The organism is Methylobacterium sp. 2A (genome assembly GCF_009806555.1).
Lineage (GTDB): Bacteria > Pseudomonadota > Alphaproteobacteria > Rhizobiales > Beijerinckiaceae > Methylobacterium.
In genome coordinates, this window is record NZ_VUOK01000062.1 from 76,498 (window position 1) to 103,014 (window position 26,517).

Annotated in this window: 26 protein-coding genes; 14 read left to right on the top strand and 12 right to left on the bottom strand. The window is 70.1% G+C overall.

What is annotated here, in order from left to right:
* Window position 1 precedes the first annotated feature (1 nt).
* The gene (locus FVE89_RS28765; protein ID WP_342389950.1) at window positions 2-295 is read right to left on the bottom strand and encodes a type II toxin-antitoxin system RelE/ParE family toxin; all 294 of its coding nucleotides are present in this window, start codon (window positions 293-295) and stop codon (window positions 2-4) included.
* 153 nt (window positions 296-448) lie between these two features.
* On the opposite strand from FVE89_RS28765, the gene FVE89_RS28770 reads away from it, so the two are divergent.
* The 3 genes from FVE89_RS28770 to FVE89_RS28780 all read left to right on the top strand — a co-directional run bounded on the left by FVE89_RS28770 (window position 449) and on the right by FVE89_RS28780 (window position 4,003).
* On the top strand, window positions 449-2,170 hold the full coding sequence (locus FVE89_RS28770) for a PQQ-binding-like beta-propeller repeat protein (RefSeq protein ID WP_202131157.1): 1,722 nt from the start codon (window positions 449-451) through the stop codon (window positions 2,168-2,170).
* Window positions 2,171-2,226: 56 nt separating this feature from the next.
* Entirely contained in the window at window positions 2,227-2,658 is a 432-nt protein-coding gene (locus FVE89_RS28775; RefSeq protein ID WP_161393577.1) for an acyl-CoA thioesterase, read from the top strand.
* 211 nt (window positions 2,659-2,869) lie between these two features.
* Complete coding sequence (locus FVE89_RS28780; protein ID WP_161393578.1) at window positions 2,870-4,003, top strand: carboxylate-amine ligase; 1,134 nt, start codon at window positions 2,870-2,872, stop codon at window positions 4,001-4,003.
* 103 nt (window positions 4,004-4,106) lie between these two features.
* On the opposite strand, the gene FVE89_RS28785 is transcribed toward FVE89_RS28780, so the two are convergent.
* The 4 genes from FVE89_RS28785 to FVE89_RS28800 all read right to left on the bottom strand — a co-directional run bounded on the left by FVE89_RS28785 (window position 4,107) and on the right by FVE89_RS28800 (window position 9,348).
* Window positions 4,107-5,432, bottom strand: a complete 1,326-nt coding sequence (locus FVE89_RS28785) for an O-antigen ligase (RefSeq protein WP_161393579.1) — start codon at window positions 5,430-5,432, stop codon at window positions 4,107-4,109.
* Window positions 5,433-5,761: 329 nt separating this feature from the next.
* Entirely contained in the window at window positions 5,762-6,664 is a 903-nt protein-coding gene (locus FVE89_RS28790) for an alpha/beta hydrolase (protein ID WP_161393580.1), read from the bottom strand.
* Window positions 6,665-6,747: 83 nt separating this feature from the next.
* Window positions 6,748-7,641 carry a lytic transglycosylase domain-containing protein gene (locus tag FVE89_RS28795; protein WP_246731235.1) on the bottom strand — a complete coding sequence of 298 codons (894 nt, stop codon included), beginning with the start codon at window positions 7,639-7,641 and terminating at the stop codon, window positions 6,748-6,750.
* A 315-nt stretch (window positions 7,642-7,956) separates the two neighbouring features.
* Window positions 7,957-9,348: a CoA transferase gene (locus FVE89_RS28800; protein ID WP_161393581.1), complete on the bottom strand. Its 1,392-nt coding sequence runs from the start codon at window positions 9,346-9,348 to the stop codon at window positions 7,957-7,959.
* Between the two features lie 91 nt (window positions 9,349-9,439).
* Here FVE89_RS28800 and FVE89_RS28805 point away from each other — a divergent pair, with 91 nt between their 5' ends.
* Genes FVE89_RS28805 through FVE89_RS28820 form a run of 4 tightly spaced genes read left to right on the top strand, consistent with a single transcriptional unit; the run spans window position 9,440 to window position 13,790 of the window.
* On the top strand, window positions 9,440-11,077 hold the full coding sequence (locus FVE89_RS28805) for an ABC transporter ATP-binding protein (protein ID WP_161393582.1): 1,638 nt from the start codon (window positions 9,440-9,442) through the stop codon (window positions 11,075-11,077).
* A gap of 2 nt (window positions 11,078-11,079) precedes the next feature.
* On the top strand, window positions 11,080-12,300 hold the full coding sequence (locus FVE89_RS28810) for a phosphopentomutase (protein ID WP_161393583.1): 1,221 nt from the start codon (window positions 11,080-11,082) through the stop codon (window positions 12,298-12,300).
* Window positions 12,301-12,308: 8 nt separating this feature from the next.
* Window positions 12,309-12,500, top strand: coding sequence for a DUF1192 domain-containing protein (locus tag FVE89_RS28815; protein ID WP_161393584.1), 192 nt, complete (start codon window positions 12,309-12,311; stop codon window positions 12,498-12,500).
* A 3-nt stretch (window positions 12,501-12,503) separates the two neighbouring features.
* Window positions 12,504-13,790, top strand: a complete 1,287-nt coding sequence (locus FVE89_RS28820; RefSeq protein ID WP_161393585.1) for a leucine-rich repeat-containing protein kinase family protein — start codon at window positions 12,504-12,506, stop codon at window positions 13,788-13,790.
* Window positions 13,791-13,819: 29 nt separating this feature from the next.
* Here the strand turns inward: FVE89_RS28820 and FVE89_RS28825 are convergent, their stop codons facing one another.
* From FVE89_RS28825 to fliL, 5 genes are all read right to left on the bottom strand, one after another.
* Entirely contained in the window at window positions 13,820-14,419 is a 600-nt protein-coding gene (locus tag FVE89_RS28825) for a cysteine hydrolase family protein (RefSeq protein ID WP_161393586.1), read from the bottom strand.
* A gap of 128 nt (window positions 14,420-14,547) precedes the next feature.
* Window positions 14,548-15,420, bottom strand: coding sequence for a hypothetical protein (locus FVE89_RS28830; RefSeq protein WP_342389951.1), 873 nt, complete (start codon window positions 15,418-15,420; stop codon window positions 14,548-14,550).
* A complete protein-coding gene (locus tag FVE89_RS28835; RefSeq protein ID WP_161393587.1) occupies window positions 15,417-15,914 on the bottom strand; it encodes a DUF6468 domain-containing protein in 498 nt (165 codons plus the stop codon). The genes FVE89_RS28830 and FVE89_RS28835 overlap by 4 nt, the downstream gene beginning before the upstream one ends.
* 19 nt (window positions 15,915-15,933) lie before the next feature.
* Window positions 15,934-17,151 (bottom strand): flagellar motor switch protein FliM, encoded by a 1,218-nt coding sequence (gene fliM, locus FVE89_RS28840; protein ID WP_161393728.1) that lies wholly within the window; start codon window positions 17,149-17,151, stop codon window positions 15,934-15,936.
* 34 nt (window positions 17,152-17,185) lie between these two features.
* Window positions 17,186-17,746 (bottom strand): flagellar basal body-associated protein FliL, encoded by a 561-nt coding sequence (fliL, locus tag FVE89_RS28845; protein WP_161393588.1) that lies wholly within the window; start codon window positions 17,744-17,746, stop codon window positions 17,186-17,188.
* A 253-nt stretch (window positions 17,747-17,999) separates the two neighbouring features.
* Here fliL and flgF point away from each other — a divergent pair, with 253 nt between their 5' ends.
* Genes flgF through flgH form a run of 4 tightly spaced genes read left to right on the top strand, consistent with a single transcriptional unit; the run spans window position 18,000 to window position 21,500 of the window.
* The gene (flgF, locus tag FVE89_RS28850; RefSeq protein WP_161393589.1) at window positions 18,000-18,740 is read left to right on the top strand and encodes a flagellar basal-body rod protein FlgF; all 741 of its coding nucleotides are present in this window, start codon (window positions 18,000-18,002) and stop codon (window positions 18,738-18,740) included.
* A 13-nt stretch (window positions 18,741-18,753) separates the two neighbouring features.
* Window positions 18,754-19,545 carry a flagellar basal-body rod protein FlgG gene (gene flgG / locus FVE89_RS28855; protein WP_161393590.1) on the top strand — a complete coding sequence of 264 codons (792 nt, stop codon included), beginning with the start codon at window positions 18,754-18,756 and terminating at the stop codon, window positions 19,543-19,545.
* A gap of 23 nt (window positions 19,546-19,568) precedes the next feature.
* Window positions 19,569-20,717, top strand: a complete 1,149-nt coding sequence (flgA, locus tag FVE89_RS28860) for a flagellar basal body P-ring formation chaperone FlgA (protein WP_161393591.1) — start codon at window positions 19,569-19,571, stop codon at window positions 20,715-20,717.
* Window positions 20,718-20,750: 33 nt separating this feature from the next.
* Entirely contained in the window at window positions 20,751-21,500 is a 750-nt protein-coding gene (gene flgH / locus FVE89_RS28865; protein ID WP_161393592.1) for a flagellar basal body L-ring protein FlgH, read from the top strand.
* Between the two features lie 25 nt (window positions 21,501-21,525).
* On the opposite strand, the gene FVE89_RS28870 is transcribed toward flgH, so the two are convergent.
* Window positions 21,526-22,167 (bottom strand): TetR/AcrR family transcriptional regulator, encoded by a 642-nt coding sequence (locus FVE89_RS28870; protein ID WP_281409027.1) that lies wholly within the window; start codon window positions 22,165-22,167, stop codon window positions 21,526-21,528.
* Between the two features lie 59 nt (window positions 22,168-22,226).
* Here FVE89_RS28870 and FVE89_RS28875 point away from each other — a divergent pair, with 59 nt between their 5' ends.
* Genes FVE89_RS28875 through FVE89_RS28885 form a run of 3 tightly spaced genes read left to right on the top strand, consistent with a single transcriptional unit; the run spans window position 22,227 to window position 25,122 of the window.
* Window positions 22,227-23,282 carry a sugar phosphate isomerase/epimerase gene (locus FVE89_RS28875; protein WP_161393593.1) on the top strand — a complete coding sequence of 352 codons (1,056 nt, stop codon included), beginning with the start codon at window positions 22,227-22,229 and terminating at the stop codon, window positions 23,280-23,282.
* Between the two features lie 18 nt (window positions 23,283-23,300).
* Complete coding sequence (locus FVE89_RS28880; RefSeq protein WP_161393594.1) at window positions 23,301-24,167, top strand: alpha/beta hydrolase; 867 nt, start codon at window positions 23,301-23,303, stop codon at window positions 24,165-24,167.
* 7 nt (window positions 24,168-24,174) lie between these two features.
* Window positions 24,175-25,122 carry an alpha/beta hydrolase gene (locus FVE89_RS28885; protein ID WP_161393595.1) on the top strand — a complete coding sequence of 316 codons (948 nt, stop codon included), beginning with the start codon at window positions 24,175-24,177 and terminating at the stop codon, window positions 25,120-25,122.
* Window positions 25,123-25,132: 10 nt separating this feature from the next.
* Here the strand turns inward: FVE89_RS28885 and FVE89_RS28890 are convergent, their stop codons facing one another.
* Window positions 25,133-26,437, bottom strand: a complete 1,305-nt coding sequence (locus FVE89_RS28890; protein WP_161393596.1) for a Gfo/Idh/MocA family oxidoreductase — start codon at window positions 26,435-26,437, stop codon at window positions 25,133-25,135.
* Window positions 26,438-26,517: the final 80 nt, after the last annotated feature.

The following is a 26,517-nucleotide window of genomic DNA, read 5'->3' on the forward strand; positions in this document are numbered from 1 at the left end:
CTCACAGCGTCTGCGCGAGTTCGCGGGCGCGTGCGATGTCCTGGGCCTGCGTACTCTTGCCTCCGCCGCACAGCAGGATCACGATCGTGCCGTCAGCGCGCCGGGCGAAATAGAGCCGGTAGCCGGGACCGGTGTCGATCTTCATCTCGCTGATCCCACCGCCGACAGGTGCCACCCGACCCGGATTGCCCTCTTGAAACCGGACGATCCGCCGGAGGATCCTGGCTCGGCCGACCCGGTCGCGCAGATGATCGATCCATCGCTCGAACTCCGCCGTGGTCACGATCTGCGGCACGCGACGGTATCCCATAAGATACAAACTGTATCAAGACACCGGACGCCGCCGTGGACTTTGATCGGTCCCGAGACCGAGCAGCCGCACGAACCAGGGAGATGAAACGCCGTGTCTCACGCCATCCGTAAGGAAACGAGACGATCTTTCGCTTGCTTGGCGCTGATCGCGGCGCCGTACGCGGCCTTCGCCTCGGAAACCCCCTGGCCGGCCTTCGGCCACGACCCCAGCAACCGCAATTTTTCCGGGCTGACCCAGATCGACCGTAGCAACGTCGCCCGTCTGCGCCCCGCCTGGATGTTCCAGACCGGCATCACCGGCTACTTCCAGGCCCAGCCCGTCATGGTGGACGGGACGCTCTACCTCTCCACCACGCAGAACAACGTCGCGGCCCTCGACGCGAAGACCGGCACGCCGCTCTGGACCTACACGCACACGCCGCGCACGGAAAAGATCTTCGGGCCGCCCTCGAATCGCGGGGTCGCGGTGTCCGGCGGCCTCGTCTTCGAGGCGACCATGGATGGGCGCCTGATCGCGCTCGACGCCAAGACCGGTCGGATCGTCTGGGACAGGGAGGCGGTCCGCCCGGAGGAGGGCGAGACCGAGACCGCCTCGGGACTGGCGGCGACGCTCGGCGGCAAGCCGGTGCAGGGATCGAGCCGGCTCGGCTTCAAGATGCCGCCGCTGGTGGCGGACGGGCTGGTGATCGTCGGCGTCACCGGTGCGGGCTACGGCCTCCATATCGCGGACGCGCATGGCGGCCTCGACGGCGGCGCGGTGGTCGGGATCGAGGGCGGCTACGGAAGGCGCGGCTGGCTCGCGGCCTACGACGCGAAGACCGGCGCCGAGCGCTGGCGCTGGTACGTCACGCCGTCGGAGGGCTGGGAGGGCGGTTTTGTCGAAAAGACCGCCGACGGCACGCCGCTCCACCGGGACATCGCCGCCGAGAAGGCGGCCGCACCCGCCAATCGCGGCGCGTGGCGGGTCGGCGGCGGGTCGCTCTGGATGACGCCGGCCTACGACGCGGATCTCGGCCTGATCTTCCTCGGCACCGGCAACCCGGCGCCGCAGAATTTCGGCCTCTCGCGGCCGGGCGACAACCTCTACACGATGAGCCTCGTGGCGCTGGACGTGAAGACCGGCGCGCTGCGCTGGTTTTATCAGCAGGTGCCGCATGACGAGTGGGGCTACGACGTCGCCGCGCCGCCCTTCCTGCTCGACATGCCGGGCGGCGCCAAGGCGGTGGCCTCGGCGAGCAAGACCGGCTGGATCTACGTCCACGACCGCGCGACGGGAAAACTCCTCGAACGCTCGGCGCCGCTCCTCGACCAGAAGAATCTGTTTTCCCCGCCGACGCCGCAGGGCACGGTGGTCGCGCCCGGCCCCCTCGGTGCGGTGTCGTGGCCGCCCACCGCCTATGACGGGCACCTCGCCTACGTCCAGGTCCGCCACGGGGCCACGACCTACACGGTGAAGACCGTGCCGGCCGCCGCGGGCCGGCCGGAGATCCGCTACACCGAGACCAGCGAGGCGAAGGGCGAGCCCGCCTTCAGCACGCTCACCGCGGTCGATCTCGACGGAGGCGGCAGGATCGCCTGGTCGGTCCGCGCGGCGAGCCGGCTCTCCGGCGGCACGCTGGCGACCGCGGGCGGGCTCGTCTTCTCCGGCGAGGCGGACGGCCATCTCGACGCCCACGATGCAAGCGACGGCCGGGTGCTCTGGCGCTTCCAATGCGGCGCCGGCATCAGCGGGCCGGCCATGACGTACGCGCTGGACGGCAAGCAGTACGTGGCGGTGGCCGCGGGCGGCGCGTCCTACACGAAGGCATCGGGCTTCGGCACCGGCGACGCATTGCTGGTCTTCACGCTGCCCGATTGACCGTGGCCGAGCTTGACGGGAAGGGTTCCAGCCGGTGGCGGGGGCTCTTCGGGACGATGACAGACGTGCAGAGCACGGAAGGCGGGGTTGCCGGTTCCCAGCCGACGGATCGCGGACCGCCGGTGATCCGCACCATCGCGATGCCGGCCGACACCAACCCGGCCGGCGACATCTTCGGCGGCTGGCTGATGGCGCAGATGGATCTCGCCGCCGGCAACGTCGCGGCCCGGCGGGCGCGGGGGCGCTGCGCCACCATCGCGGTCGACGCCATCACCTTCCACCACCCAGTCTTCGTCGGCGACGAGGTCAGTCTCTACGCGTGGCTCGTGAAGGTCGGCCGCTCGTCCCTGCGCATCCAGGTCGAGGTCTGGCGGCGCGAGCGGGCGAGCGAGGCGACCATGAAGGTGACGGAGGCGACCTTCACCTTCGTGGCGATCGGCGAGGACCGCCGCCCGCGGCCGGTACCGCCGGAGGTGAGCGGCATCTGAGCCGGATCGCCGGCGATGCAAATCCGCCTTTGCCCCGCCTGAGAGATTCAGACCGCGGAGTCGATTGCGGCATTCCCGTTGAGGTCCGCGGATCGCCGCCTAACAAGTTGGCCCGGATCGCGCATGGTGACGGTCGATCTGGCTTTCGCAGCGGTGCCGGTCCGAGGCGCGCGTGGCTGGCGGCCGCACGTCCAGGGATTGGAACCACACGATGGCGCAGCGGTCGGGACACGACTTCAAGTTCGGCATCGAAGAAGAGTTCTTCCTGGCCAGCGCCCGCTCGCGGAGCGCGCCGCGCATGTCGATCCAGGGGTTTCACGACGCGGCCAAACGCCTGGGTTCGGTGGAGCGGGAACTCCTCGAGAATGAGGTGGAGATCTGCTCGAAGCCGACGGAAAGCGTCGACGCGGCACGGGCGGCGCTCGGCGATCTGCGCGACAAGCTCCAGGCGACCGCCCGCGCGCACGGTCTCAAGCTGTTCGCCGCCGGCACGCACCCCACCGCCGTCTGGTCGATCCAGAAGGAGACGGACAAACCGCGCTATCGCGGCATGATGGACGACCTTCAGATCACCGGGCGTCGCTCCGTGGTCGCCGGCATGCACGTGCATGTCGAGGTGCCGCATCCCGAGAAACGGGTCGACATCATGCGGCGGATCTACCCGTTCCTGCCGCTGCTGCTCGCCCTCTCGACGTCCTCGCCGTTCTACGATCGCCGTCGCACAGGCCTCCACGGCTACCGGTTGCGGGCCTACGCCGAGTTGCCGCGCACCGGCCTCCCGGAGCTGTTCAATGACGACGGCGATTACGGCCGGTATGTCCGGGTCATGACCGCGGCCGGCGCCGTGCCCGATCCGACGTACTTCTGGTGGCACATCCGCCCCTCGATCCGATACCCGACCCTGGAGCTGCGCGTCGCCGACAGCTGCACGCGGCTCGACGACACCCTGACCGTCGCCCAGCTCTACCGCTGCCTCGTCCGCCTGCTCGACCGGCGGCCGGACATCCATGCCGGCCTGACCGGCGCCTCACGGGGGTTCGTGATGGAGAACCTGTGGCGGGCCGAGCGCGACGGCACGGCCGCTTCGCTGATCGATGAGGCGACCGAGCGCGCCGTTCCCGTAACCGACGCCCTGGACGCATTGCTCGACCTGATCGCCGAGGACGCGTCCGCTTTGGGCTGCACGGCGCAGGTGGCGCACGCCAAGGTGATCGCGCGAAAAGGCTCCAGTGCAGCAGGCCAGCTCGCGGCCTACACCGGCGCCCTGGACGGCGGTGCCAGCGAGGGCGTGGCGTTGAAGGCGGTCATCGATTGGCTCGCACGGGAGACGGCGCCCGTGACCTGACCGACCGAGCAAGGGCGGTGGAACGGGTCGAGACAGGGCTGCAGCCGTCGCGCTTCGCCGCATCTGCGATGACGGCGGGTTACACACGGGCGCCGGCTCCCCCTCAATCCGCAGCGAGGGCGTAGCGCGTCCGCAGGCGCAGGCCGAACACCGCCATCATGAACATGCAGCAGGTGGCGTTGTTGCCGTTCCACAGCACCGTCTCGAACGAGGCCGAGACCAGCCCGAGGAACCAGAGGCGCAGGAACAGCATCGTCTCCGCGTCGAGCCGGCCGCCGCCGGCCACGCGCTGCAGGTCGCGCACCGGCGCCAGCACGAAGGCCACCACGGTCAGCACGAGGAACGGCAGGCCGCCGATCAGCGCCGTGTCGAGATAGGCGTTGTGGGCGTGGTCAACGGTGTTGACCCAGGTCAGTTCCTCCGAGCCGGCATACATGGTCCGCTCGGTCATCCAGAAGGCGCCGATCCCCCAGCCGCGCCAGGGGCGGATCAGGATGTTGTCGATGGCGAATTGCCAGATCTCGCTGCGGCCCGTGAAGGTCGCGTCGGTCAGCAGCGCCCCGACAGCCTCCTGGATCGGCGGCACCAGCACGGAGCCGATGGAGATCAGCGAGAACCCGGCCACCGGACCGAGGAGCAGCAGGCCGCGGGCGAACCCACCTTTCAGCACCTGGCAGAGGCCCGTCACGGCGAGGATCACCGGCAGCAGCAGGATCGCGGTCTTGGAGCCGCTCGCCAGCAGGAACCCCGCCGCCAGGAGCACGATCGCCCAGCCGAGCACCCGGCTGGCGGCGGTGGCGACGTAGAGGCCCACGATCACCAGGATCACCATGGCGGCCCCGGCCTCGTTCTTCTGCGGAAAAATCCCGCGCCAGAGGCCCGGATGACTCGGGTCGGAATTGACGTCGAAGGCCGAGTGGATGGCGAGACTCGGCACGAAGGCGACCGCCAGATAGGAGGAGAGCACGATCACCAGGGCCGCCCCGGCGAGGCTCAGCGCCAGCTGCCGCGGGGAGCGGGCGACGATCAGCACCCCCGCCGAGAGCATCGCGGCGATCCCGAACAGCGCCAGCCGGCGCAGCGACAGGCTCGGCTCGATCGAGAGCAGCGTCGTCAGGCCGAGCCAGACGGCGCAGAGCAGGAGCGGCCGGGTCATCAGCGGCTGGAGGTGCCGGATTCCGATCCGGCGGATCGCCAGCGCCATGGCGGTGCCGGCGGCGAGGAACAGCACCTGGGTCAGCAGGCTCCCGTCCTCGGAGGCCGCCAGGATCGACCGGTCGGACAGGTCCTTCAGCCAGACATGGTTCCAGAGCAGGACGAAGACCGCCCCGTTGAGGAGCACGCGCACCGCATCCGGCACGTCGCGGCCCGCGAGGCCGCGCTGCCGTCCGTCAGCCGGGATGCCGATCGCCGCGTCCGCAGAAGCCATGTCGTGTTCCACCGCCGAGCCTGCGACCCGCGCGGTTCCGGCAGAGCGCCCGGGTGATCCCACCCATTCCCCTCATCCTGAGGTGACCGCGTCAGCGGGCCTCGAAGGAGGGCTCAAGGGATCGCAGTGGTTGCTGGAGGTCTCCTTCGAGGCCTCCGCTGCGCTCCGGCACCTCAGGATGAGGGGATTGGGTTGGACGCTCCTCGCTCCCGTCGTGAGCCGCGTGGTCAGCCGCATCCTCATCTTAGCTGCGCCTGTGCTCCGGGCGACGGCAAATCAAAAGTTGCGCCCAGCGATCGCGCGATAACCTTGACGAAGGGCTGCTTGCCTCAGCGCCGCATCGTGTACTGCGAGCGGCCGGCCGATTGGCGCATCAGGAAGGACGCCATCTCGGCGAGTTCCGGCGCCTTGGAGCGGAAGGTCACCGACAGGGCGAGCAGCGTGTCCTTGTGGTCGAGGCCCGGATAGATCCGCTCCTGCACCGGCACGTGCTCGGCGCGCAGCCTTGCGGCGAGGCTCACCGTGTGCCGGGGCTTCACCACCGTGTCGGCATCGCCGGTCGCCAGGAAGGCGGGGGGCGAAAGCGGACCCACGAAGCGCCCCGGCTGGGTCGCCGCCTGATCGGGCGCCTTGCCGAACACCTTGATCGTCGTATCCTGATCGAGCGGCAGGAAGTCGTAGGGGCCGGACAGGCCGGCCACCGCCTTGATCACCTTGGGATCGACGCCGGCCGCCGTCACGTAGCGCGGGTCGAGGGCGAGCATCACGGCGTTGTAGGCGCCGGCGGAATGGCCGGCCAGCACGATCCGGCGCGGGTCGCCGCCATAAGCCGCGATGTTGTCGCGCACCCAGGCGAGCGCCGCCGCCCCGTCTTCGAGGAAGCCCGGGAACGCCGTCTCCGGGTAGAGCCGGTAATCCGGCAGCACGGTGACGAAGCCCTGCGCGGCGAGCGCGTGGCCGACGAAGGCGTAATCGTCCTTCGCGCCGCTCTGCCAGGACCCGCCGTAGAAGAACACCAGCACCGGGGCGTTCTCGGCGCCCGCCGTGGGAACGTAGACGTCGAGGCGCCGCCGGGAGCCCTCGCCGAAGGGCTCGTCCTTCGCGGCGAGGCGCCCGCCGGGATCGCGCGGGCCGATCGCGTCGAACAGGGCCAGCGGCGAGGCCGCGCTGAAGCCGAAAGCGGCGAGCCCGAGGCAGAGGAGGCTCGCCAGCGCGGTGAGGAGTCGTGTCATATCCCGTCCGGTTGTCGCGATCGGCGCATACGGCACCGTTCTCGGGGCGGATTGATGACGGCGGCGCGGCAGAGCGCGAAAAATCAGGTCCGCAGCACGATGCAGGCACCGCCGACCTTCCGGATGCGGCCGCACAGGTCGTCGGCGGCCTGCCGGCTCTGGGCCGGGATGCGGATCCGGTAGAAGGCCCGGGTGCCGCGGTTGCGCAGGCGCGTCCCGATGATCATCGGCCGCACCTCGCCGATCACCCCCGCATAGGCGCTGCGCGCCCGGTTGAAGCTCTGGAGCGCCAGCGACTTGGAGAAATTGCCGGCGAGCTGGATGCCCCAGGGCGCGGCCGGGCCCTCGTTCGGTCCCAGGGCGAAGCGGTCGCCGCGGGACGGGATGCGCAGGCTGGCGGTGACCTGAAGGCAGGTCTGCGGCGGCGCCGGCTTGGTCTCCCCCTTGGTTTCCCCCTTGGTTTCCCCCTTGGCCTCTTTTTCCTTGCCGTCCTTCGCGTCCGGCTTCGCGGGCGCGCCGCCCTCCGGGTACTCGATCGACTTGGCGGGGCCGGTGCGCCAATCCTCGGCGGGGACGCCCGTGATGGCGGCCACGTAGGCGCGGGTCTCCTCGGGCAGGCCGCCATCGCCCGCGAGCCACTTGCTCACCCGCCCCGCGCCGCCGTTATAGGCCGCCGCCGCGAGGCCGAGATTGCCGAACTGGTTCTTCAGGTCCGCCAGCAGATGGGCGGCGTGCGGGATCGCCTGCTCGGGGTCGAACGGGTCGAGGAGCCCGCGCTCCCGGGCGGTCCCGGGCATGAACTGCGCGACGCCCTGCGCGCCCGCGGGGCTCACGACGCCGACGCGAAAACTGCTCTCGCGCCAGATCAGGCGCGTCAGGAACGGAATGGGCAGGTTTCGGGCCTTGGCGGACGCATCGATCAGGCGGCAGAGGGCCTGTTCCACGGTCTCGGTCGCCCCCTCGGACGGGACGGCCATGGCCGGACGCGCCGCGACGAGCAGGAGGGTGAGGAGCGCGGCACGGCGCAGGCGTGAGCTGTTCACACCGGCGTTGTAGCGATCTTCGGTTGCGGATCCATTGATCCCGGTTGCCGCACGAGGCTCGGACAGGTGGTCCAGTCGGGCTGCTGGCGCGATTTGTTCTTGTGCCGGGTCCCGGATCAGGTTCCTCTGACGCTCCACCTGTCCGCGAATGGGCTGGTTCCGGATAAGACGGCCCCCTTCCCGGGCGCATGCAGCGCCAGCAGAATGCGTCCCGGGACCCAGCACGAAAAGCGCCGCGCAGCGGCACCGTCACGTCGCCGCACCGTCCGCCGCCCATTCCGGCGCGTCGTCCCCGAGGCAGCGCGCCGCCCGCGACCAGCGCATCGGGATGCCGACCATCGCCACCGGCGGCCGCAGCCGCCGGGCCGGTCCCCACGACGTCGCCTCGATCTCGGGGGCGAGATCCTCCGGCACGCCGGCCGGGCAGGGGGGCTCGGGCTCCGGGGGACCGGCCTCGACCAGCAGCGCCGCCGTGCGCGCGAGGGAGAGCCGCGCGCCGCCGCCGGCTCCGTCCGCGAGCCGGCGCGCCAGCAGCCGCAGGACCGCCGCCGCCATCATGTAGCCGGTGGCGTGGTCGAGGGCCTGGACGGGCAGCGGCACCGGCTTTTCGGCCTGCCGCCAGTCCTGACCCGCCTGCGCGATGCCGGTGCTCATCTGCACGAGGCTGTCGAAGCCGCGCCGTCCGGCCCAGGGTCCGGTCCAGCCATAGGCGTCGAGGCAGACCTCGACGAGGCCGGGCGCCAGGGCGCGCCGGGCCTGCGCGCCGTATCCGAGCCCGTCCAGCGCCCCGGGCCGATAGCCGTGGACCAGCACGTCCGCCGCGGCGAGAAGCCGCTCGAAGGTCGCCCGGTCGGCGTCGCGGCGCAGGTCGAGCCGGGCGCAGGTCTTGCCGAGGGTCATCTCCGGCTCGATGGCGGCCTCGTTCCAGTCGGGCGGGTCGATCCGCAGCACATCCGCCCCGAAGGCCGCGAGGAAGCGCGTCGCCACCGGCCCGGCGATCACCCGCGTCAGGTCGAGCACGCGCAGGCCGGCGAGCGGTCGCCCGGGCCGGGGTGCCCAAAGGGATTCAGATTGCGATCCCGACCGGTCGCCGCTCGGATCGACCTGGACCGGCGGCTCGGCCGCCACCGCACGTCCCTGCGGATGCACCGCCCATTCGGCGAGCCCGCGCATCTCGGCCGCGCAGCCGCCCGCGGCCAGGATCGCTTCCTCCAGCTCGGCTTTGGTCCAGCCCGACACGGCGCGCGCCATGCCGGCGCGATCGACCTGCGGGCCGAGCACGCGCTCGGCCGCCGCCCGGTGATGCGGCGCGTTGGTGTGAAGGCGGATCCATCCGTCCCGGGTCTCGTAATCGCCCGCAACCGGGTCCCAGGGATCCGGCACGCGCCAGCCCTCGGGCCGCAGCGATGTCGCGAACCAGAACGACGCGAGCCGCCGGTCCACGGTGACGGGACCCGTCCACCCCGCGACTTCAGCCAGCGCCAGTGCGGCGGCCCCGACCGAACCGGCCGCGAGGTCGCTCACCGCGAAGGCGGAGGGCAGGGCGCCCGTCCCTGTGACACGCAGAGCATCCAGGGCGCCGGACGGCCCGTCGAGCGCCCGCCAGATCCGGGCAGCGAAAGCGTGGGCACCGGCCGTCATCGCGATCTCCCCTGCGGTCCCCGGAGCCGGGCGGACCTTCGTGGCTGCAGGATAGACTATGGCCGCCGGCCCGGCGCGCTATAAGGGCCGCATGACGTCGGATGAAACCCAGCCGCTCCTCGCCGTCGAGGATCTGTCCGTCACCTTCCGCTCGCGGGAGGGCGAGACTCGCGCGGTCGATCGTATCGGCTTCACCATCCGGCGCGGGGAGACCGTGGCGCTGGTCGGCGAATCGGGCTCCGGGAAATCGGTGACGGCGCTCGCCATCCTGCGACTCCTCGACGGGGCGGCGCGCCAGGACGGGCGGATCCTGTTCAAGGGCCGCGACCTCGTGGGCCTGCCTGAGCGCGCCATGCGCGACGTGCGCGGCGCCGACATCACCATGGTGTTCCAGGAACCCATGACCTCGCTCAACCCGCTTCACACGATCGAGCGGCAGATCGGCGAGGTGCTGGGTCTCCATCGCGGGCTGACCGGCAAGGCGGCCAAGCGCCGGATCCTCGAACTCCTCGATCTCGTGGGCCTGCGCGACGCGGAGAGCCGCATGGGCGCCTACCCGCACGAGCTCTCCGGCGGCCAGCGCCAGCGGGTGATGATCGCCATGGCGCTGGCCTGCGAGCCGGACCTGCTCGTCGCCGACGAGCCGACCACGGCGCTCGACGTCACCGTCCAGGCGCAGATCCTGGCGCTGCTCGCCGATCTGCAGAAGCGGCTCGGCATGGCGATGCTGTTCATCACCCACGATCTCGGCATCGTCGAGCGGATCGCCGACCGGGTCTGCGTGATGCTCAAGGGCAAGATCGTGGAGGCCGGCGCGACCAAAGCGGTCTTCGCCAATCCGCAGCACGAATACACACGCCGCCTGATCGCCTCCGAGCCGAAGGGCCGCGCCAATCCGGTCCCGCCCGACGCCGCGCCGCTCCTCGAAGCCGGTCCGCTCAAGGTCTGGTTCCCCCTGAAGGCCGGCCTGCTCCGGCGGATCGTCGGCCACGTGAAGGCCGTGGACGGGGTCTCGCTCAGGGTCCGCGCCGGGGAGACCGTGGGGGTCGTGGGCGAATCCGGCTCGGGCAAGACGACGCTCGGCCTCGCCCTGCTGCGGCTGACGGCCTCCGAGGGGCCGATCGTGTTCCTGGGCCGGGCGATCGACGGTTTTACGGTGGCGCAGATGCGGCCGCTGCGGAAGGACATGCAGGTGGTCTTCCAGGATCCCTACGGCTCGCTCTCGCCGCGCATGTCGGTGGCCGATATCGTGGCCGAGGGGCTGGTGGTGCAGGGCGCCGTGCGTTCCCGGGCCGAGCGCCGGGCCGTGGTCGCGAAGGCGCTCGCCGATGTCGGGCTCGATCCGGCCGCCATGGACCGCTACCCGCACGAATTCTCGGGCGGCCAGCGCCAGCGCATCGCCATCGCCCGGGCCATCGTGCTGAACCCGCGCTTCGTCGTGCTCGACGAGCCGACCTCGGCGCTCGACCGCTCGGTCCAGGCGCAGATCGTGACGCTGCTGCGCGACCTCCAGCGGGAGCGCGGGCTGGCCTACCTGTTCATCAGCCACGACCTGAAGGTGGTCCGGGCGCTCGCCAACTACGTGATGGTGATGCAGAACGGCCGGGTGGTCGAGGAAGGCCCCGCCGAGACGATCTTTTCCGAGCCGCAGACCGCCTACACCCGCGCCTTGTTCAAGGCCGCCTTCGCCCTCGACAGCGACTTGGCCGCAGAGCTGGAGCCCGCCTGACCGTGCCGCGCGCCCTGCTCATCGTCCTCGATTCCGTCGGCATCGGCGGGGCGCCGGATGCCGAAGCCTACGGCGATGCCGGCTCCGACACGCTCGGGCACATCGCGGAAGCCTGCGCGGCGGGCCGCGGCGACCGGGATGGCCTGCGCGCCGGCCCCTTGCGCCTGCCGCACCTCGCATCCCTCGGGCTCGGGCTGGCGGCCGCCGGCGCCTCGGGCCGGATCCCGCCCGGCCTCGCGCCCGCGGGCGAGCCGGACGGGGCCTACGGCCATGCCGTGGAGACGGCCGCCGGCAAGGACACGCCGTCGGGCCATTGGGAGATCACCGGCCTGCCCCTGTCGCAGCCCTGGGGCCACTTCCCCGAGACGCGGCCGACCTTCCCACCCGAACTCACGCAGGCCCTGATCGCCGAGGGCGGCCTGACCGGCATCCTGGGCGACCGGCACGCGTCGGGCGTCGCCATCATCGACGACCTTGGTCCCGAGCACGTCCGGACGGGTAAGCCGATCTGCTACACCTCGGCCGACAGCGTCTTCCAGATCGCCGCCCACGAGGAAGCGTTCGGGCTGGAGCGGCTCTACGACCTCTGCCGCGTGGCGCGGCGCCTGTGCGATCCCTACCGGGTCTGCCGGGTGATCGCCCGGCCCTTCGTGGGCTCGGCGGAGGCGGGGTTCCGCCGCACCGGCAACCGCAAGGATTTCGCGGTCGAGCCCCCCGGCCGCACCCTGCTCGACCGGGCCGAGGCGGCAAGCCGCAGCATCGTGAGCGTCGGCAAGATCGGCGACATCTTCGCCCACCGGGCCACCGGCCGCGAGATCAAGCCGGGGCCGAACGCGGCCTGCCTCACGGCCGGGCTCGACGCCCTCAAGAACCTGCCCGATGGCGGCCTGATCTTCGTCAACCTCGTGGATTTCGACACCGAATACGGCCACCGAAGGGACGTGCCGGGCTACGCCGCCGAACTCGAAGCCTTCGACGCGCGGGTTCCCGAGATCCGGGCGGCGCTCCGGCCGGGCGACCTCGCGCTCATCACCGCCGATCACGGCAACGACCCGACCTGGACCGGGACCGACCATACCCGCGAGCAGGTGCCGGTCCTGGCCTTCGGCCCCGGAATGGCGGGGCGCGCCATCGGCCGGCGGGACAGTTTTGCGGATATCGGCGCCACCTTGGCGGCCCATCTCGGCCTGCCCTGGGACGGCGCCGGACGACCCTTCCTGTAGGAGGACATATGCGGGACGACGACGACCGGCCGCGCAGGGCCGTGTCCCACGAGATCGGGCAGCCGCTGGATACGCTCTCGCTTTCGGACCTCGACGCGCGGATCGCGCTGCTGCGGGCCGAAATCACCCGGATTGAGGCGGCACGGGCGGCCAAGCAGGCGGCGCAGGGGGCGGCCGACGCCTTCTTCAAGCGGGGCTGAGGCTTGGACCGGACCGAAACGCTGGCCGCCCTGCGGCGCGGCGACCTCGCCGGCGCACGCGAGCTGCGCCTGCCCGACGGGCTCACCGAGGTACCCCCGGAGGTCTTCGCGCTCGCCGACACGCTGGAGGTTCTGGATCTCGGCCGGGGCAGCCTGACCGACCTGCCGGCCGATCTCGGGCGGCTGCGCAACCTGCGGGTGCTGTTCGCCTCGGGCAACCCGTTCCCGCGCCTGCCGCCGGTGCTGGGCGACTGCCCGAGCTTGAGCCAGCTCGGCTTCCGCGGCTGCGGCATTGAGGCGGTGCCGGCGGAGTCGCTGCCGCGCGACCTGCGCTGGCTGACGCTGACCGACAACCGGATCGAGACCCTGCCGGCGGCCCTCGGGGAGCGGCCGCTGCTGCAAAAACTGATGCTGGCCGGCAACCGGATCGCGGCCCTGCCCGACAGCCTGTCGGCGGCCGGCAACCTCGAACTGATCCGGCTCGCCTGCAACCGCCTCGACGCGCTGCCGCCCTGGCTGACGCGCCTGCCGCGCCTCGCCTGGACCGCCTATGCGGGCAATCCTGCCGAGCCGGCGACGGAGCCGGCCCCGGCGGCGCGGGTGCCCTGGGCCGAACTGGAGGTCGGCGACCTGCTCGGGGAGGGGGCCTCGGGCCGGGTCCACCGGGCGGTCTGGCGCGGGCAGGCCGTGGCGCTGAAGCTGTTCAAGGGCGCGATGACGAGCGACGGCCTGCCGGCGCGCGAGATGGAGGCCTGCCTCGCCGCCGGCACGCATCCGGCGCTGACCGGGGCGGTCGGCCGGCTCGACGGCCACCCCGAGAGTGCGGAGGGTCTCCTGCTCCGGCTCCTGCCGCCGCACTGGACCGTGCTCGCCGGCCCGCCGAGCCTCGCGAGCTGCAGCCGCGACGTCTACGACCCGGATCTCCGGCTCGATCCGGCGCGGACCTTGCGGATCGCGCGATCCGTGGCGGAGGCGGCAGCTCACCTGCACGGGCGCGGCCTGATCCACGGCGATCTCTACGCCCACAACACGCTCTGGGATGCCGAGACCGGCGCGGCCGTGCTCAGCGATTTCGGGGCCGCCTCGGCGCTGCCGGACGGGCCGGAAGGCGCGGCGCTGGCGCGGATCGAGGCGCGGGCCTTCGGGACCCTGCTCGGTGAACTCCTCGACCGCTGCGATGCGCCGTCCGTGGAGCTGCGGTCGCTGGAGCAGGCCTGCACGCAGCCCGACCCGATCCGGCGGCCGGTCCTGACGGAGGTGGTCGCCGCGCTGGGGCAGATGACGGCCTGAGTCCAGCCACCGTCACCGCCTTGCTCATCTCAATCCGGGATGTCGGCCTGCCGGCGCGCCACCACGGCGAAGAGGTCGCCGAGGGCAGCGAGGCTCGCGGCCTGGAGCTGGGCGGCGGGCACCACGGACCCGTCAGGCCCCGGCAGGTCCCGCGTCGCCGTGGTCGAGGCCACGACGGTCGGCCGGAAGCCGAGATTGAAGGCGCTGCGGGCGGTGGAATTCACGCACATATGCGTCATGAAACCCGCCAGGACGACGTCCTTCACGCGAGCCGCCTCCAGCCGCGCCTGGAGGTCGGTGCCCAAGAAGGAGCTCGGATAGGCCTTGGTGATCACCGGCTCCTCGCCCTGCGGCGCCACCTCGGGGCTGATCTGGCCGATCGGCGCGGTCACGTCGTAGGGCGAGCCCGGCCCGGCATCGTGGCGGATGTGGAAGACCGGGATCCCGGCCTGCCGCGCCCGGACCAGCAGATCCGCCGCCTCGCGGATCGCGGGCTCGACCCCGTCGAGGCGCATGATTCCCGCGCGGTAGGTCTGCTGCAGGTCGATGAGCACGAGCGCCGAGCCCTTCAGGGGGGCGGGCTCCCGGCTGAGGCCAGAGAGGCCGCGCAGGGTTGCGAGTTCGGACATCCGGCGTCTCCCAGGGCGCCGCTCGGGAATGGCGGCATCTGTGTTTGCGCCCGATTCTACACCGCGCCGACAAATCGGCACCACCGGTCAAAGGTGTACCGCGAGCCCGGTCGGCGGAGCGCTTCGCCCTACCGCCCCGGCGCTCCCGGATCGATCGCCGGCAGCTCGTTCGCCGGCAGACCCGCGCCGGCCTGAGCCTGCGCGCCGGCCGTGCCGCGGGCGCGGTTGGCGAGCGCCACCGTCAGGCGCTCGGCCGCCTCGGGCTGCATCACCGCCAGCACCTCGGCCATCTTGCGCGGGTTCATGGCCAGCACGATCGGCACCAGAACGTCATGGCCGAGCCTATCGAACACCCGGGCCGCGTCCTTGGGCTTCATCGCCTCGTACATCGTGACGATGTTCTTCAGCCCCTGCTTCTCGGCCTCCTCCTTCGCCTTGGCGACCGACTCGACCTTGTCCTCGGCCTTCTTGAGGTCGCCGAGCCCGGTCTCGAGCTTCCGCTCGGCCTCGCCCAGCATCTTTTCGCGCAGATCCAATTCGTCGCTCTTCTGGCGCAGGGCGTCCCGCCGGGCGCCGAGCTTTTCGAGGAGCACGCGCTCGGTCGGCGAGCCCGACCCTTGCGCGGCGGGCGGCGCCTCCGGGGGTTTCTCGGGAGACTTCTCGGACAGAGCCTCGGCAGGCGCAGCCTTGTCCTCCTTGGCGCCCACCGATCCCGTGGTGACGGGGTCGGGGACGTCGAAGCCGGTGCGGGCCCGGGCCACCGCCCGTCCGAATTCCGGCAGCGCGCCGCTTTCCGGCAGTCCGGCCTGCAGCAGGCTGAGCAGCTTGAGCACGAGGAGCCCGCCGGCCGCGATGGCCACGGCGTCGACGAGGCGCAGCCGGATCGGCCGCGCCGGCTTGGGGGTGGGGGGCGCACTGCGCCGCGCCATGGCGGCGCGGCGCAGCTTCTCCTCAGGATCCGGCTTCGGGGGCGGGATCTTCGGGGCCTTGACTCCGGTCACGCGGCGCGCGCCCGGACGCGGGCCAGCGCGCGCTCGCTCATGGCGAGCGCGGCCGCGGCGGCGGCCCCGAGGCGCTCCCCGTTCGGGCTCACGGGCTCGGGCCGGAACGGCGCCGGCTCCGGTGCCGCCGGTGCGACGGGCGCCGGCTCCTGCCGGGCCGGCACGGCACGCATCTGCGCCACGATCGCGCCGATCCGGGCCACCACCGTCTCGCCGGCCTCAACCTGCTCGGTCAGTTCGGCGGCGCGGGCGCTCGCCGCCTCCAGGCGGGCGTTGAGGGTGCGATCGGATTCATCGATCGCGGCGCGCAGGCCCGCGATGGCCCGCTCGGCGGTGCCGGTGGCGACCATCAGATCGCCGATCGTCTGGCGGAGCGCCGCCTCGTCGCCCTTGAGCTGGCCGATCCGGCGCGACAGCCGCAGGGAGGAGACGATGGTGGCCGCCAGCAGGACCGCCACCAGGATGTCGGCGGCGAGGGTGACGAAGAGACTCATGACGCGACCCTCATCGGCCCTAACTGTCCGAACGGTTGTTCATCGAGGCCTCGTAGGCCTGGATCGTCGTGCGCGAGCGGCGCAGCGGACGGGTGACCTGCACGGCGATGTGGCCGTCGACCCGGCCCATCCGCCCCTGCGTCAGCGCCCAGTCGCCGCAGCGCACGGTGATGAGGTCCGACGGCTTGGCGTCGAACATCAGCGTCTCGCCGACCTTGAGGCTCATGACCTGCTTCAGGGGCAGCATCATCTCGTGCAGCACCGCCTCCATGGTCACGTCGGCCTGCCAGATCTCCGTGGCGAGGTGGCCCTCCCAGACCTGGTCGCGGCCGAGCTTCTCGCCCATGAAGCTCTGGGTGAGCAGTTCCCGGATCGGCTCGATCGTCGCGTAGGGGAACAGGATCTGCAGCATGCCGCCGCGCCCGTCGACGTCGAGGCGCAGGCTGATCAGGATCGCGGCGTTGCCCGGCCGCGTGATGGTGGCGAAGCGCGGGTTGGTCTCGATCCGGTCGATGCCGAAGGTCACGGGCGAGAGGGGCTGGAACGACAGCTCCAGATCGCCCAGCACGATCTCCACGAGGCGGCGCACCAGCGTCATCTCGATGGCGGTGAACGGCCGCCCGTCGAGGCGGCTCGACGTGCCGCCGCGCTTGCCGCCGAGCAGCAGGTCGAAGGTCGCGTAGGCGAGGTTGGAATCGACCGTGACGAGGCCGGAATTTTCCCATTGCTCGGCCCGGAACACGCCGAGCAGGGTCGGCAGCGGGATCGCGTTCAGATAGTCGCCGAAGCGCACCGAGGTGATGTTGTCGAGGGTCACCTCGACGTTGTCCTGGAACAGGTTGCGCAGGGAGGTCGACAGCAACCGGATCATCCGGTCGAAGACGATCTCCAGCATCGGCAGGCGTTCGTACTGGACGACGCCCGAATCGACGATAGCCTGCACACCCCCGGCCCCTGAGGCCGAGAGCTCGCGCATGGAGAAGCCGAGGACGCTGTCGATCTCGTCCTGGTTGAGCACCCGGTCGTTGCCGGCGAGTTCGGGGAGATTGTCGCTCTCCCCGTCCTCGATCATCGTCGCCCATTCGGCAGCGACGTCGCCTGCGTTGCGCGTGGTCCCCTGTTCGGCGAGGGCCGCGCCCCATTCCTCGGCGAGCGAGGAATCGCCGCCCTCGGCCCCCTGCTCCAGCAGGGCCGCCGACCAATCGTCCTCCGGGAGTTCGTCCTCGGGATCCATCAGACGCGCGCCGAAACGGTGACGGGAAGGGGGCGGGTCACTGGACGATCACATCCTTGAACAGCACGGCCTCGACCCGGACCGGATAGAGGGCGATGTTGACGCGGCGCAGCAGTTCCTCGCGCAGCCGGAACAGGCCCAGCGAGCTGGTGAGGTCGCTCGGGCGCAGCTCGCGCATGTAGACCTGCAGCGCATCCTCGACGCGCGGCATCAGAGGCTTCACCTCCTCCTCGACCTTGGCATCCTTCAGTTCGAGGGCGAGCCGCACCTTGGCGTATTTGGTCTTGTCCTGCGGCAGGTCGGGGCTGAGGTTCAGCAGCATCTCGCGGACGTCGACGAAGACCACGGGCCTCTTGCCGTCCGGACCGGTGGCGGCGTCGCCATGGGCGCCCCCGTGGCCGCCGCCATGCCCACCCGCGGAGGCCTCGGCGCCGTCGCCGTGGCCGCCACGCCCCATCAGCAGGAACGCACCGCCGCCGCCAGCGAGCGCCAGGACCGCGACGGCCACGATGATCATGAGCTTCTTCTTGCCCTTCGGGGCGCTGTCGGCTCCGGCCTCGCCCTCCTCGGCAGAGGCCTTCTTGGGCTTCTTGGCCATGGAATAATGCTCTCTCGCGGATATCCGCGCTCGGGTACGCCCCGATATCGAAGCATCACGGTTAACGTGCCGTTAAGCGGGCAATTCCTGCCGGGCCATGTTTGCCGCAACGCAGTCACGGCCCCCGGGAAGGGCAAACGGATCCCTCGCCAAACCATTCAGATTTATAACGAAATCCGCCCCGGCACCGCTGGCACGGCGCATGCTGAACGGATCGTTGCCGCCACCGCGGCGGCGAGTCCCAGAGTTCACGATGCAGAATGCCCTCTTCATCGGCGTGTCGAGCCAAGTGGCGCTCCAGCGCGAGCTGGACGTGATCGCCAACAACATGGCGAACGTCTCGACCAACGGGTTCAAGTCCCGCAGCAGCCGCTTCCAGGAATACCTGATGCCGGTGGCGAGCGCGGATTCCTTCGCCCGTCCGGACCGGAAGCTCTCCTACGTCATCGACCAGGGCACCACCCTCGACCTCGGCCAGGGCCCGATCGAGCAGACCGGCAACCCGCTCAACGTCGCCGTCAAGGGCTCGGCCTTCATCGCCGTGCAGACGCCCCAGGGCGAGCGCTACACCCGCAACGGCGCCTTCGAGATCAATCCGCAGGGCACGCTGGTGACCAGCGACGGCTATCCCGTGGCGGGCGACGGCGGCCCGATCACCATCAACGCGCAGGAAACCGGGCTCGCCATCGGCAGCGACGGCACGGTCTCGACCAATCTCGGCATCCGCGGCCGGATCAAGCTCGTGACCTTCGCCAACCCGCAGGGGCTCACCAACGAGGGCGGCAACCTCTACGCGACGCAGGAGGCCGGCAGCCCGGCCGGTTTCGAGGGACGCCTGGAATCCGGGGCGCTGGAGCGCTCCAACGTCCGCCCGGTGATCGAGATGACCCGGCTGATGGACGTGAACCGCACCTACACCATGGTGTCGAGCATGATCTCGCGCCTCGACGAATTGCGGGGCTCGGCGATCAGCCGCCTCGCCAACGTCGCGTAAGGGGGCTTGAGCGATGCGCGCCCTCTACTCAGCCGCCACCGGCATGGCGGCCCAGGAACTGAACGTTCAGGTCATCTCCAACAACATCGCGAACCTGCGCACCACCGGCTACAAGCGCCAGCAGGTGCATTTCCAGGATCTGCTCTACCAGAACCTGCGCCGAGCCGGATCCTCGACCTCCGAGCAGAACACGCAGCTCCCCGCGGGGCTGGCGATCGGCTCGGGCGTGAAGACGACCTCCACCGCCCGGGTGATGTCGCAGGGCACGCTCACCTCGACCGAGAAGGATTACGACGTCGCCATCCGCGGCGAGGGCTTCTTCCGGGTGACGATGCCGGACGGGCGCACCGCCTACACGCGGGACGGCTCCTTCGACCTCTCGGCCTCGGGCCAGCTCGTCACCCGCGACGGCTACCTGCTCGATCCGGCGATCACCGTGCCGCAGACCGCGACCTCGGTGACGATCAGCGCCACCGGCGCCGTGCAGGCGACGCTGCCGGGCCAGACCGCGCCGCAGGCGCTCGGCCAGTTCCAGCTCTCGCGCTTCATCAACAAGGTCGGCCTCGAATCGATCGGCGACAACCTGTTCGTGGAGACCGCCGCCTCCGGCCCGGCGATCAGCGCGCTGCCGGGGTCGGAGGGCTTCGGCAACCTCCAGCAGAGCTACCTGGAGGAGGCCAACGTGAACGCCGTCACCGAGATCTCGTCGCTGATCGCGGCGCAGCGCGCCTACGAGATGAACTCGAAGGTCGTCACCGCCGCCGACCAGATGCTCTCCACCGCCTCGCAGATGTTCCGCAGCTAAGCGCGCCGCTGAGATTTCCGACGATGTATGCCGGCCTGCCCCAAAATTCCGCCTCCGTGGACTCCGCCTTCGAGACCTCCGTCCTGCCGCTCGTCAGCACGGCGGCGGACGAGAGCGACCTCAGCCCGATCGTCCGCCGGCCCCGGCCGCGGGTGGCGCCGCTCGGCATGGCCGTGCTGCTCCGGACGCTGCTGGCCGTGCTGGCCTTCGCGACGCTCGGGGCGCTGGCGATCCCCGCCATGGCGCGGGCGGACGGCCTGCGCCTGCGCGGCGACGTGACCGCCCGCGGGGACATCCTGACCCTCGCCGACCTCGTGGAGGGGGCGCCGGCCGGCCTCGCCGGGCGGCCGCTGTTCCGTTCGCCGGCCCTGGGCGCCACCGGGACGATCCAGAGCCGCCGGATCGTCGAGGCCGCCGCAGCCCTCGGCCTGACCGGCCTGGAGACCGGTGGCCGGATGCAGATCGCCGTCCAGCGCGCCGCCCGCCGCATCGGGCCGCCGGAGATCGAGGCCGCGCTCAAGCGCGGGCTGGAGACCGGCTACGGCCTCGCCCCGGCCAATGTGTCGATCCGGTTCGACGGCGAGGGCCCGACCCTGCTGGCGCCGGCCGATCTTGCGGGACAGGCCGCGGCCCTCGACCTGACCTACGATGCGCGCTCCCGCCGGGTCGCGGGCCTCGTCAGCATCGGCGAGCGGCAGGCCTCGCTGCGCGTCTCCGGAATCGTTCTCGAGATGCGCGACGTGGCGGTGCTCACCCGGTCCCTCGACCGCGGCGAGACGATGAAGGAGGGCGATTTCGCCCTGGAACGCCGGCCGCGCGAAACCGTCCCGTCGGACGCGCAGGCGAGCGCCGGCGCCGTCGGCGAGGTCGCCCAGCACGCGCTGGCGGCCGGCACGGTGCTCCGGATCAGCGACACCGCCCCGCCCGAGCTCGTAGTCCGGGGCGAGAGCGTGACCATCGTGTACGAGACGCCGAGCATCAGCCTCGCGATGCGCGGCCTCGCCAACCAGGGCGGCCGCCTCGGCGCCGTGGTCAACGTCGTCAACACCGCCTCCCAGAAGGTCCTTCAGGCGACCGTGGTCGGCCCCGGCCGGGTTTCGGTCGGCCCCAGCCCCGCGCCCCTGCAGCAGGCCTCCGCGACCCCGATCCAGGCGACCGCGTCCTTGCGCTGATCGCCCGTTCCGCACGCGTTCATGAGTACCCCGATGGCCCCTCGCACCGCCTTCAAGCCCCTCGCCGCCGCGCTGATCGCCGGTGCGCTCGGCGCCTGCAACACCGCGGACCGGCTCTCGCAGGTCGGCGCGACCCCGGCCCTGTCGGCGATCGAGGACCCGACCACGCAGCCCGGCTACAAACCGGTGCGGATGCCGATGCCCGACGTGCAGCCGGTCTCCTACGCGCCGAACTCGCTCTGGCGCACCGGCTCGCGCGCCTTCTTCAAGGACCAGCGCGCCGCCCGGCTCGGCGACATCCTGACCGTGAAGGTCAACGTCACCGATCAGGCCAACATCAGCAACGAAACGAAGCGGAGCCGCGCCAACACCGAGAGCTTCGGCCTGCCGAACGCCCTGGGGCTGGAGAACAACGCGGTCGGCAAGTCCTTCGGCGTCGGCAGCACGGCTTTGCTCTCCGCCACCTCGGCGACCGCCAACGACGGGGCCGGCTCCGTCCAGCGGGCCGAGACCGTGACGACGAACGTCGCCGCGGTGGTCACCCAGGTGTTGCCCAACGGCAACCTCGTGGTCGAGGGCAAGCAGGAGATCCGGGTGAATTTCGAGATCCGCGAGATGGTGGTGGCCGGCGTGGTCCGGCCGGAGGACATCGAGTCGGACAACACCATCGACTCGGCCAAGATCGCCCAGGCCCGCATCGCCTATGGCGGCCGCGGCCAGATCACCGACGTACAGCAGCCGCGCTACGGCCAGCAGATCGTGGATATTTTGCTGCCGTTCTGAGGGGCCTCCGTCGGCATGATCGCCGTCATATCGGATCCGGTGTCGTCGGTCCGAGAAGGGTCAGGGCCGGGGGAATCAGAGCGAGCAGGCGCTCCCGCGGAACCCCATCGCGGGCCTGAACCGACAATCCGTGCAGCAGGGCGGCGTAATGGTCGCCCAATGCTGCCGCGTCGGAACTGGATGGCAACTCACCCTCGGTGACCGCGCGCTCCAGGCGCTCGACAATCGACGCCGTGCGCAGCCGGCGACGCTCAGCCAGCCAATCGGCCACCGCGTCGTTCTCGGCAGCGCAATTGGTCGCTGCCGCAACGACCATGCACCCCTTCGGGCCATCGCCGCGCGTGTAAAGTTCAACAGCTTCACGCAGCAGGCGCTCGATCGCTTGCCGAGCCGTCAGTTCCTCAGCGAGCGCACGGGTCGCGAAGCCGCCGGCGCCGGCCTCATAATGCTCCACGGCTTCGCGGAAGAGCGCCACCTTCGAACCGAACGCCGCGTAGATCCGAGCCGACGCGATGCCGAGCGCGTTCACGAGGTCTGCCATGGACGTCCCCTCGTAGCCGCGCGTCCAGAACGCCCGCTGAGCCCTTACGAGAGCCACATTCCGATCGAATTCCCGTGGCCGACCCGCCATCGCTCCACCAATTTTTTTCCGATCGACAAACAACATGCTTGACGGACTGAGATAGGCGGACCATTCTTTGTTGATCAACAAACAATGGTCCGCCTATGCGAACGATCAAGGGTCCGAGCCTCCACCTCGCGCAGTTCAGCGACGCGCAACCGCCATTCAACAGCCTCGGGTCGCTGGCCGCATGGGCATCCGAGCGCGGCTTCAAAGCGCTGCAGATCCCCGCTTGGGACGCGCGCCTGCTCGATCTGCGAACAGCCGCGGAGAGCCGCGATTACTGCGACGAAATCACCGGCGTCGTCGCACAACATGGCCTCGCGATCAGCGAGCTGACCACGCACATTCTCGGTCAACTGGTGGCTGTCCACCCGGCCTACGACGCGCTCTGCGATGCCTTCGCGCCGGAGGCCGTCCACGGAAACAGCGCTGCGCGCACCGCGTGGGCTCTCGATCAGATCCAATTGGCTGCCCGGGCCTCCCGCCGGCTGGGATTGACCGAGATGGGCACCTTCTCGGGATCGTTCGCGTGGCCCTACGTCTTCCCGTTCCCGCAACGTCCCGAAGGTCTCGTCACGGCAGCGTTCGACGAATTAGCTAGGCGATGGCGGCCCATCCTGGATGTCTGCGACGAGCAGGACGTCAATCTCTGCTACGAGATCCATCCGAGTGAGGATCTGCATGACGGCGTGACCTTCGAGATGCTGCTCGACCGTGTCGGCGGCCATCCCCGCTGCGGGATCCTCTTCGATCCCAGTCATCTCGTCCTGCAGCAGCTCAAATACCTCGATTTCCTCGACATCTATCGCGAGCGAATCCGCATGTTCCATGTGAAGGATGCGGAGTTCATTCCAACCGGCCGCCAGGGAATCTACGGCGGCTATCAATCCTGGGCGAACAGGGCCGGACGATTCCGATCGCTCGGCGACGGACAGGTCGACTTCAAGGGCATCTTCTCGAAGCTCACGCAGTACGGCTTCGGCGGTTGGGCGACCCTCGAATGGGAATGCTGCCTGAAGAATCAGGACGATGGTGCGCGTGAAGGCGCGGACTTCATCCAGGACCACATCATCCGGGTCACCGACAGGATCTTCGATGACTTTGCGGGCACCCCGCTCGACCCGGCTGGCGTGAACACGCTGCTCGGCATCGCCTGATCAGGGAGGATCTTCGACATGAAAACAGAGTTACAGGCGGAATCCGCGCAGCATTGCTATATTCGCATTGACGATGCGCGCTTGCATTGTGCCATCCTGGGCGACGGGCGGCCGGTTCTGCTGATCCCCGGGTGGCCACAGACTTGGTATGCGTGGCGCCATATCATGCAGGTTCTCGCGGCGAACGGCTTCGAGGCCATAGCGGTCGATCCGGTCGGCACCGGCTCTTCGAGCCGTCCGGATGCCGGCTACGACACAGGTGCGGCCGCTTCGAAGCTCCATCGGCTGATGCAGGCGCTCGGGCATGAACGCTATCAGGTTGTCGGTCACGATGTCGGCATGTGGGTGGGCTATGCCCTCGCGAGCGACTATCCGGACGCCGTGAGCCGTCTCGCCTTGACCGAAGCGGTCATTCCCGGTCTTGCTTCAGCGCCGACGATCTTTGCGTCCCCGGCCGAAAACATCTTCCTCTGGCATTTCATGTTCAACCAAGTTCGTGACCTGCCGGAATTCTTGATCGCTGGACGGGAAAAAGGATACTTGGAGTTCATTTTCGATAATTGGGCCCACCGCCGTGACCGCGTGGCCGTTGACGTGTATGTTCAAGCCTATGCCAGCCCCGGCGGAATTCGGTCGGGGCTCTCCTACTACCGCGCGATTCCCGAGACGATTCGACAGAATGTCGAGCGCGCAAAACGGCCATTAAGCATGCCAGTTCTTGCGCTTGGCGCCGATTGTGCCACGGCGGACGCCCCGATGTCGACGCTTGGTCCACACGCGGCCGACTTGCGCGGCGGCATCATCGCTGATTGTGGACATTTCATCATGGAAGAATGCTCGAATGAATTCTGTACAGAACTTCTGCCGTTCCTGAGGGAGGCTTAGGCTTACGATGGCGCTCGATCCAGACATCGCCGCATTTCTGGCGCGGGATACAGGCGCCGCACCCGACTCGCTGGCCGAACTGCGCGCTCAGACCGAGGCTTCGCTCGTCGCGCTGCAAGCGGCGCCCGAAGCCGTCGCGCGCGTCCGCGACTTCCGCCCGGGCGACACGGCGATGGCGTCTCCTGTCCCGATCCGTGCCTACTGGCCCGTCGATGGGGACGAAGCCATGGCGGCCATCGTTTTCGCCCATGGGGGCGGGTGGTGCCTCGGCTCGCTGGCCGCCTATGATGCGCCGTGCCGCGCCCTGACGAACGCGACCGGCTGCGTCGTCTTCGCGATCGATTACCGTCTCGCGCCGGAACATCCGTTCCCGGCGCCGCTGGACGATGTCTATGCGGCCTTGTGCTGGGTGGCCGAGCACGCCGCCGAACTGGCCATCGATCCGAACCGCATCGTCGTGGCAGGGGACAGCGCCGGCGGCAACCTTGCCGCCGCTACGACGCTCGTGGCGCGAGACCGCCGAGCCCCCAGGATCGCCCATCAGATCTTGATCTACCCCGCACTCAATATTGATTTTGGCACGCCATCCTATCAGCAATTCATGGAAGGCTATTATCTGACGCTTGACATCATGCGACTCTGCTGGACGACATATCTTGGCAGCCTCGACGATGGCGCACCCGACTATGCCGTTCCCGGGCGGGCCGCGACGCACCAGCTACCACCCGCTACAATTCTCGTATGCGAATTCGATCCGCTTCGTTCCGAAGGATCCGATTATGCACGCAAACTCGAACGATCCGGCGTCGCAACACGATTGATATTACTCGAAGGAATGGTGCACGCCTGTATTCACATGACAGGCCTGACCGCGGCAGCCAAACAGATCTTCACGCTTATCAGCACCGAGCTGCGAAAATCTCCCCAGCTCAGCCTCGACGCGGCGTCGCATTGAGCGCCGCTCGCTATCCCGCCTCCTCCGGGTCCGGCCCGCGCGTGACGTCGAGGCCGGAGCCGGCGCCCACGGGCGGCCCGACCTTCACCGGCGCCCCGGTGCGGGCGGCCTCGTAGATCGCCTCCATCAACACCTGATCCTGCAATCCCTCCTCGCCGGGGGTGCGCGGGCGCAGGTTCTCCTGAACGCACCGGGAGAAGTGGTCCATCTCCAGGGCGAACTGGTTCTTCGGGCTGAGGATCTTCTCGTCCCGGGCCGCATTCTTGCCGTCCCGGTGGCCCACGAACAGCCGCTGGCCCTGATAGGCGAAGGCGTTCTGCAGATCGATCGAGGCGTTGCTGGTGTGAAGCGTCAGGCTGCGCGCCTCGTAGACGCCGTAGCTCGACTGGCACTGCGCGATCACCCCCGAGGGGAAGCGCATGGTAAAATTCACCGTCTCCTCGACCTCGCGGTACTTCGGATCGTCGGGCGGCGAATGGATCTGCGCCTGGATCTGGTCCGGCTCCTCGCCCAGCACCGCACGGGTCGTGTTGAGGCAGTAGAGCCCGATATCCGGCAGCGAGCCGCCGCCCGACAGCGCCTTGCGCAGGCGCCACTGCTCCGGCAGGCCGGTGGTCTGTCCGTTGAAGGCCTGGATCAGCTTCGGCTTGCCGAACTCGCCGGTGCGGGCGAGCTTGATGACCGCGCGGTTGTGCGGCTCGTACTGGCAGCGATAGGCGATCATCAGCTTGACGTTGGCCTTGGCGCAGGCCGCGATCATGTCGCGGCATTCCTGCGACGAGACCGCCATCGGCTTCTCGCAGAGCACCTGCTTGCCGGCGGCCGCGGCCGCCACGACGTTGTCGCGATGGACGCCGTTCGGCGTCACCACGTAGACCGCGTGGACATCCGGATTGGCCTCGAGCCGATCCCATTCGTCGTAGCCGTAGACTGCGTCATCCGGCAGGCCGTACTGGCGGGCCACGAGCTTGGCCTTGTCGGGGGAGCCCGACATCACCGCGGCGAGCCGCGAGCGCTTGGCCTCGCCGAAGGCGGGAAGAATCTCGTCGAGGCTCAGCCGCCCGAGGCCGACGACGCAGTAGCCGACGCGCTGGCCGGGGGGCTGCGGCGCGGGGGTCGGCGCCGGCGGACGGTCGCCCGAGCCGCGCCAGTTCGGGAACATCACCCGGCCGCCCTGGACCGCGCCGGTATCGGCCGGGACCGAGGGCGCCGGCGGAGCCGCCTGGGCGCCGTTGCCGCCGATCGCCGCGCCCGCCAGGGCGCTGCCCGCGGCCAGGAGGGTGCGTCGAGAGAGCCGTGTGTCGTCGTCCGCCATGGGCCTCGCCGTATCGCTGGTCGGAGGGGCGGCGCCGGGGCGCCGGGGAGGGGGCGGATACCGCCATGGGCGGATCCGTC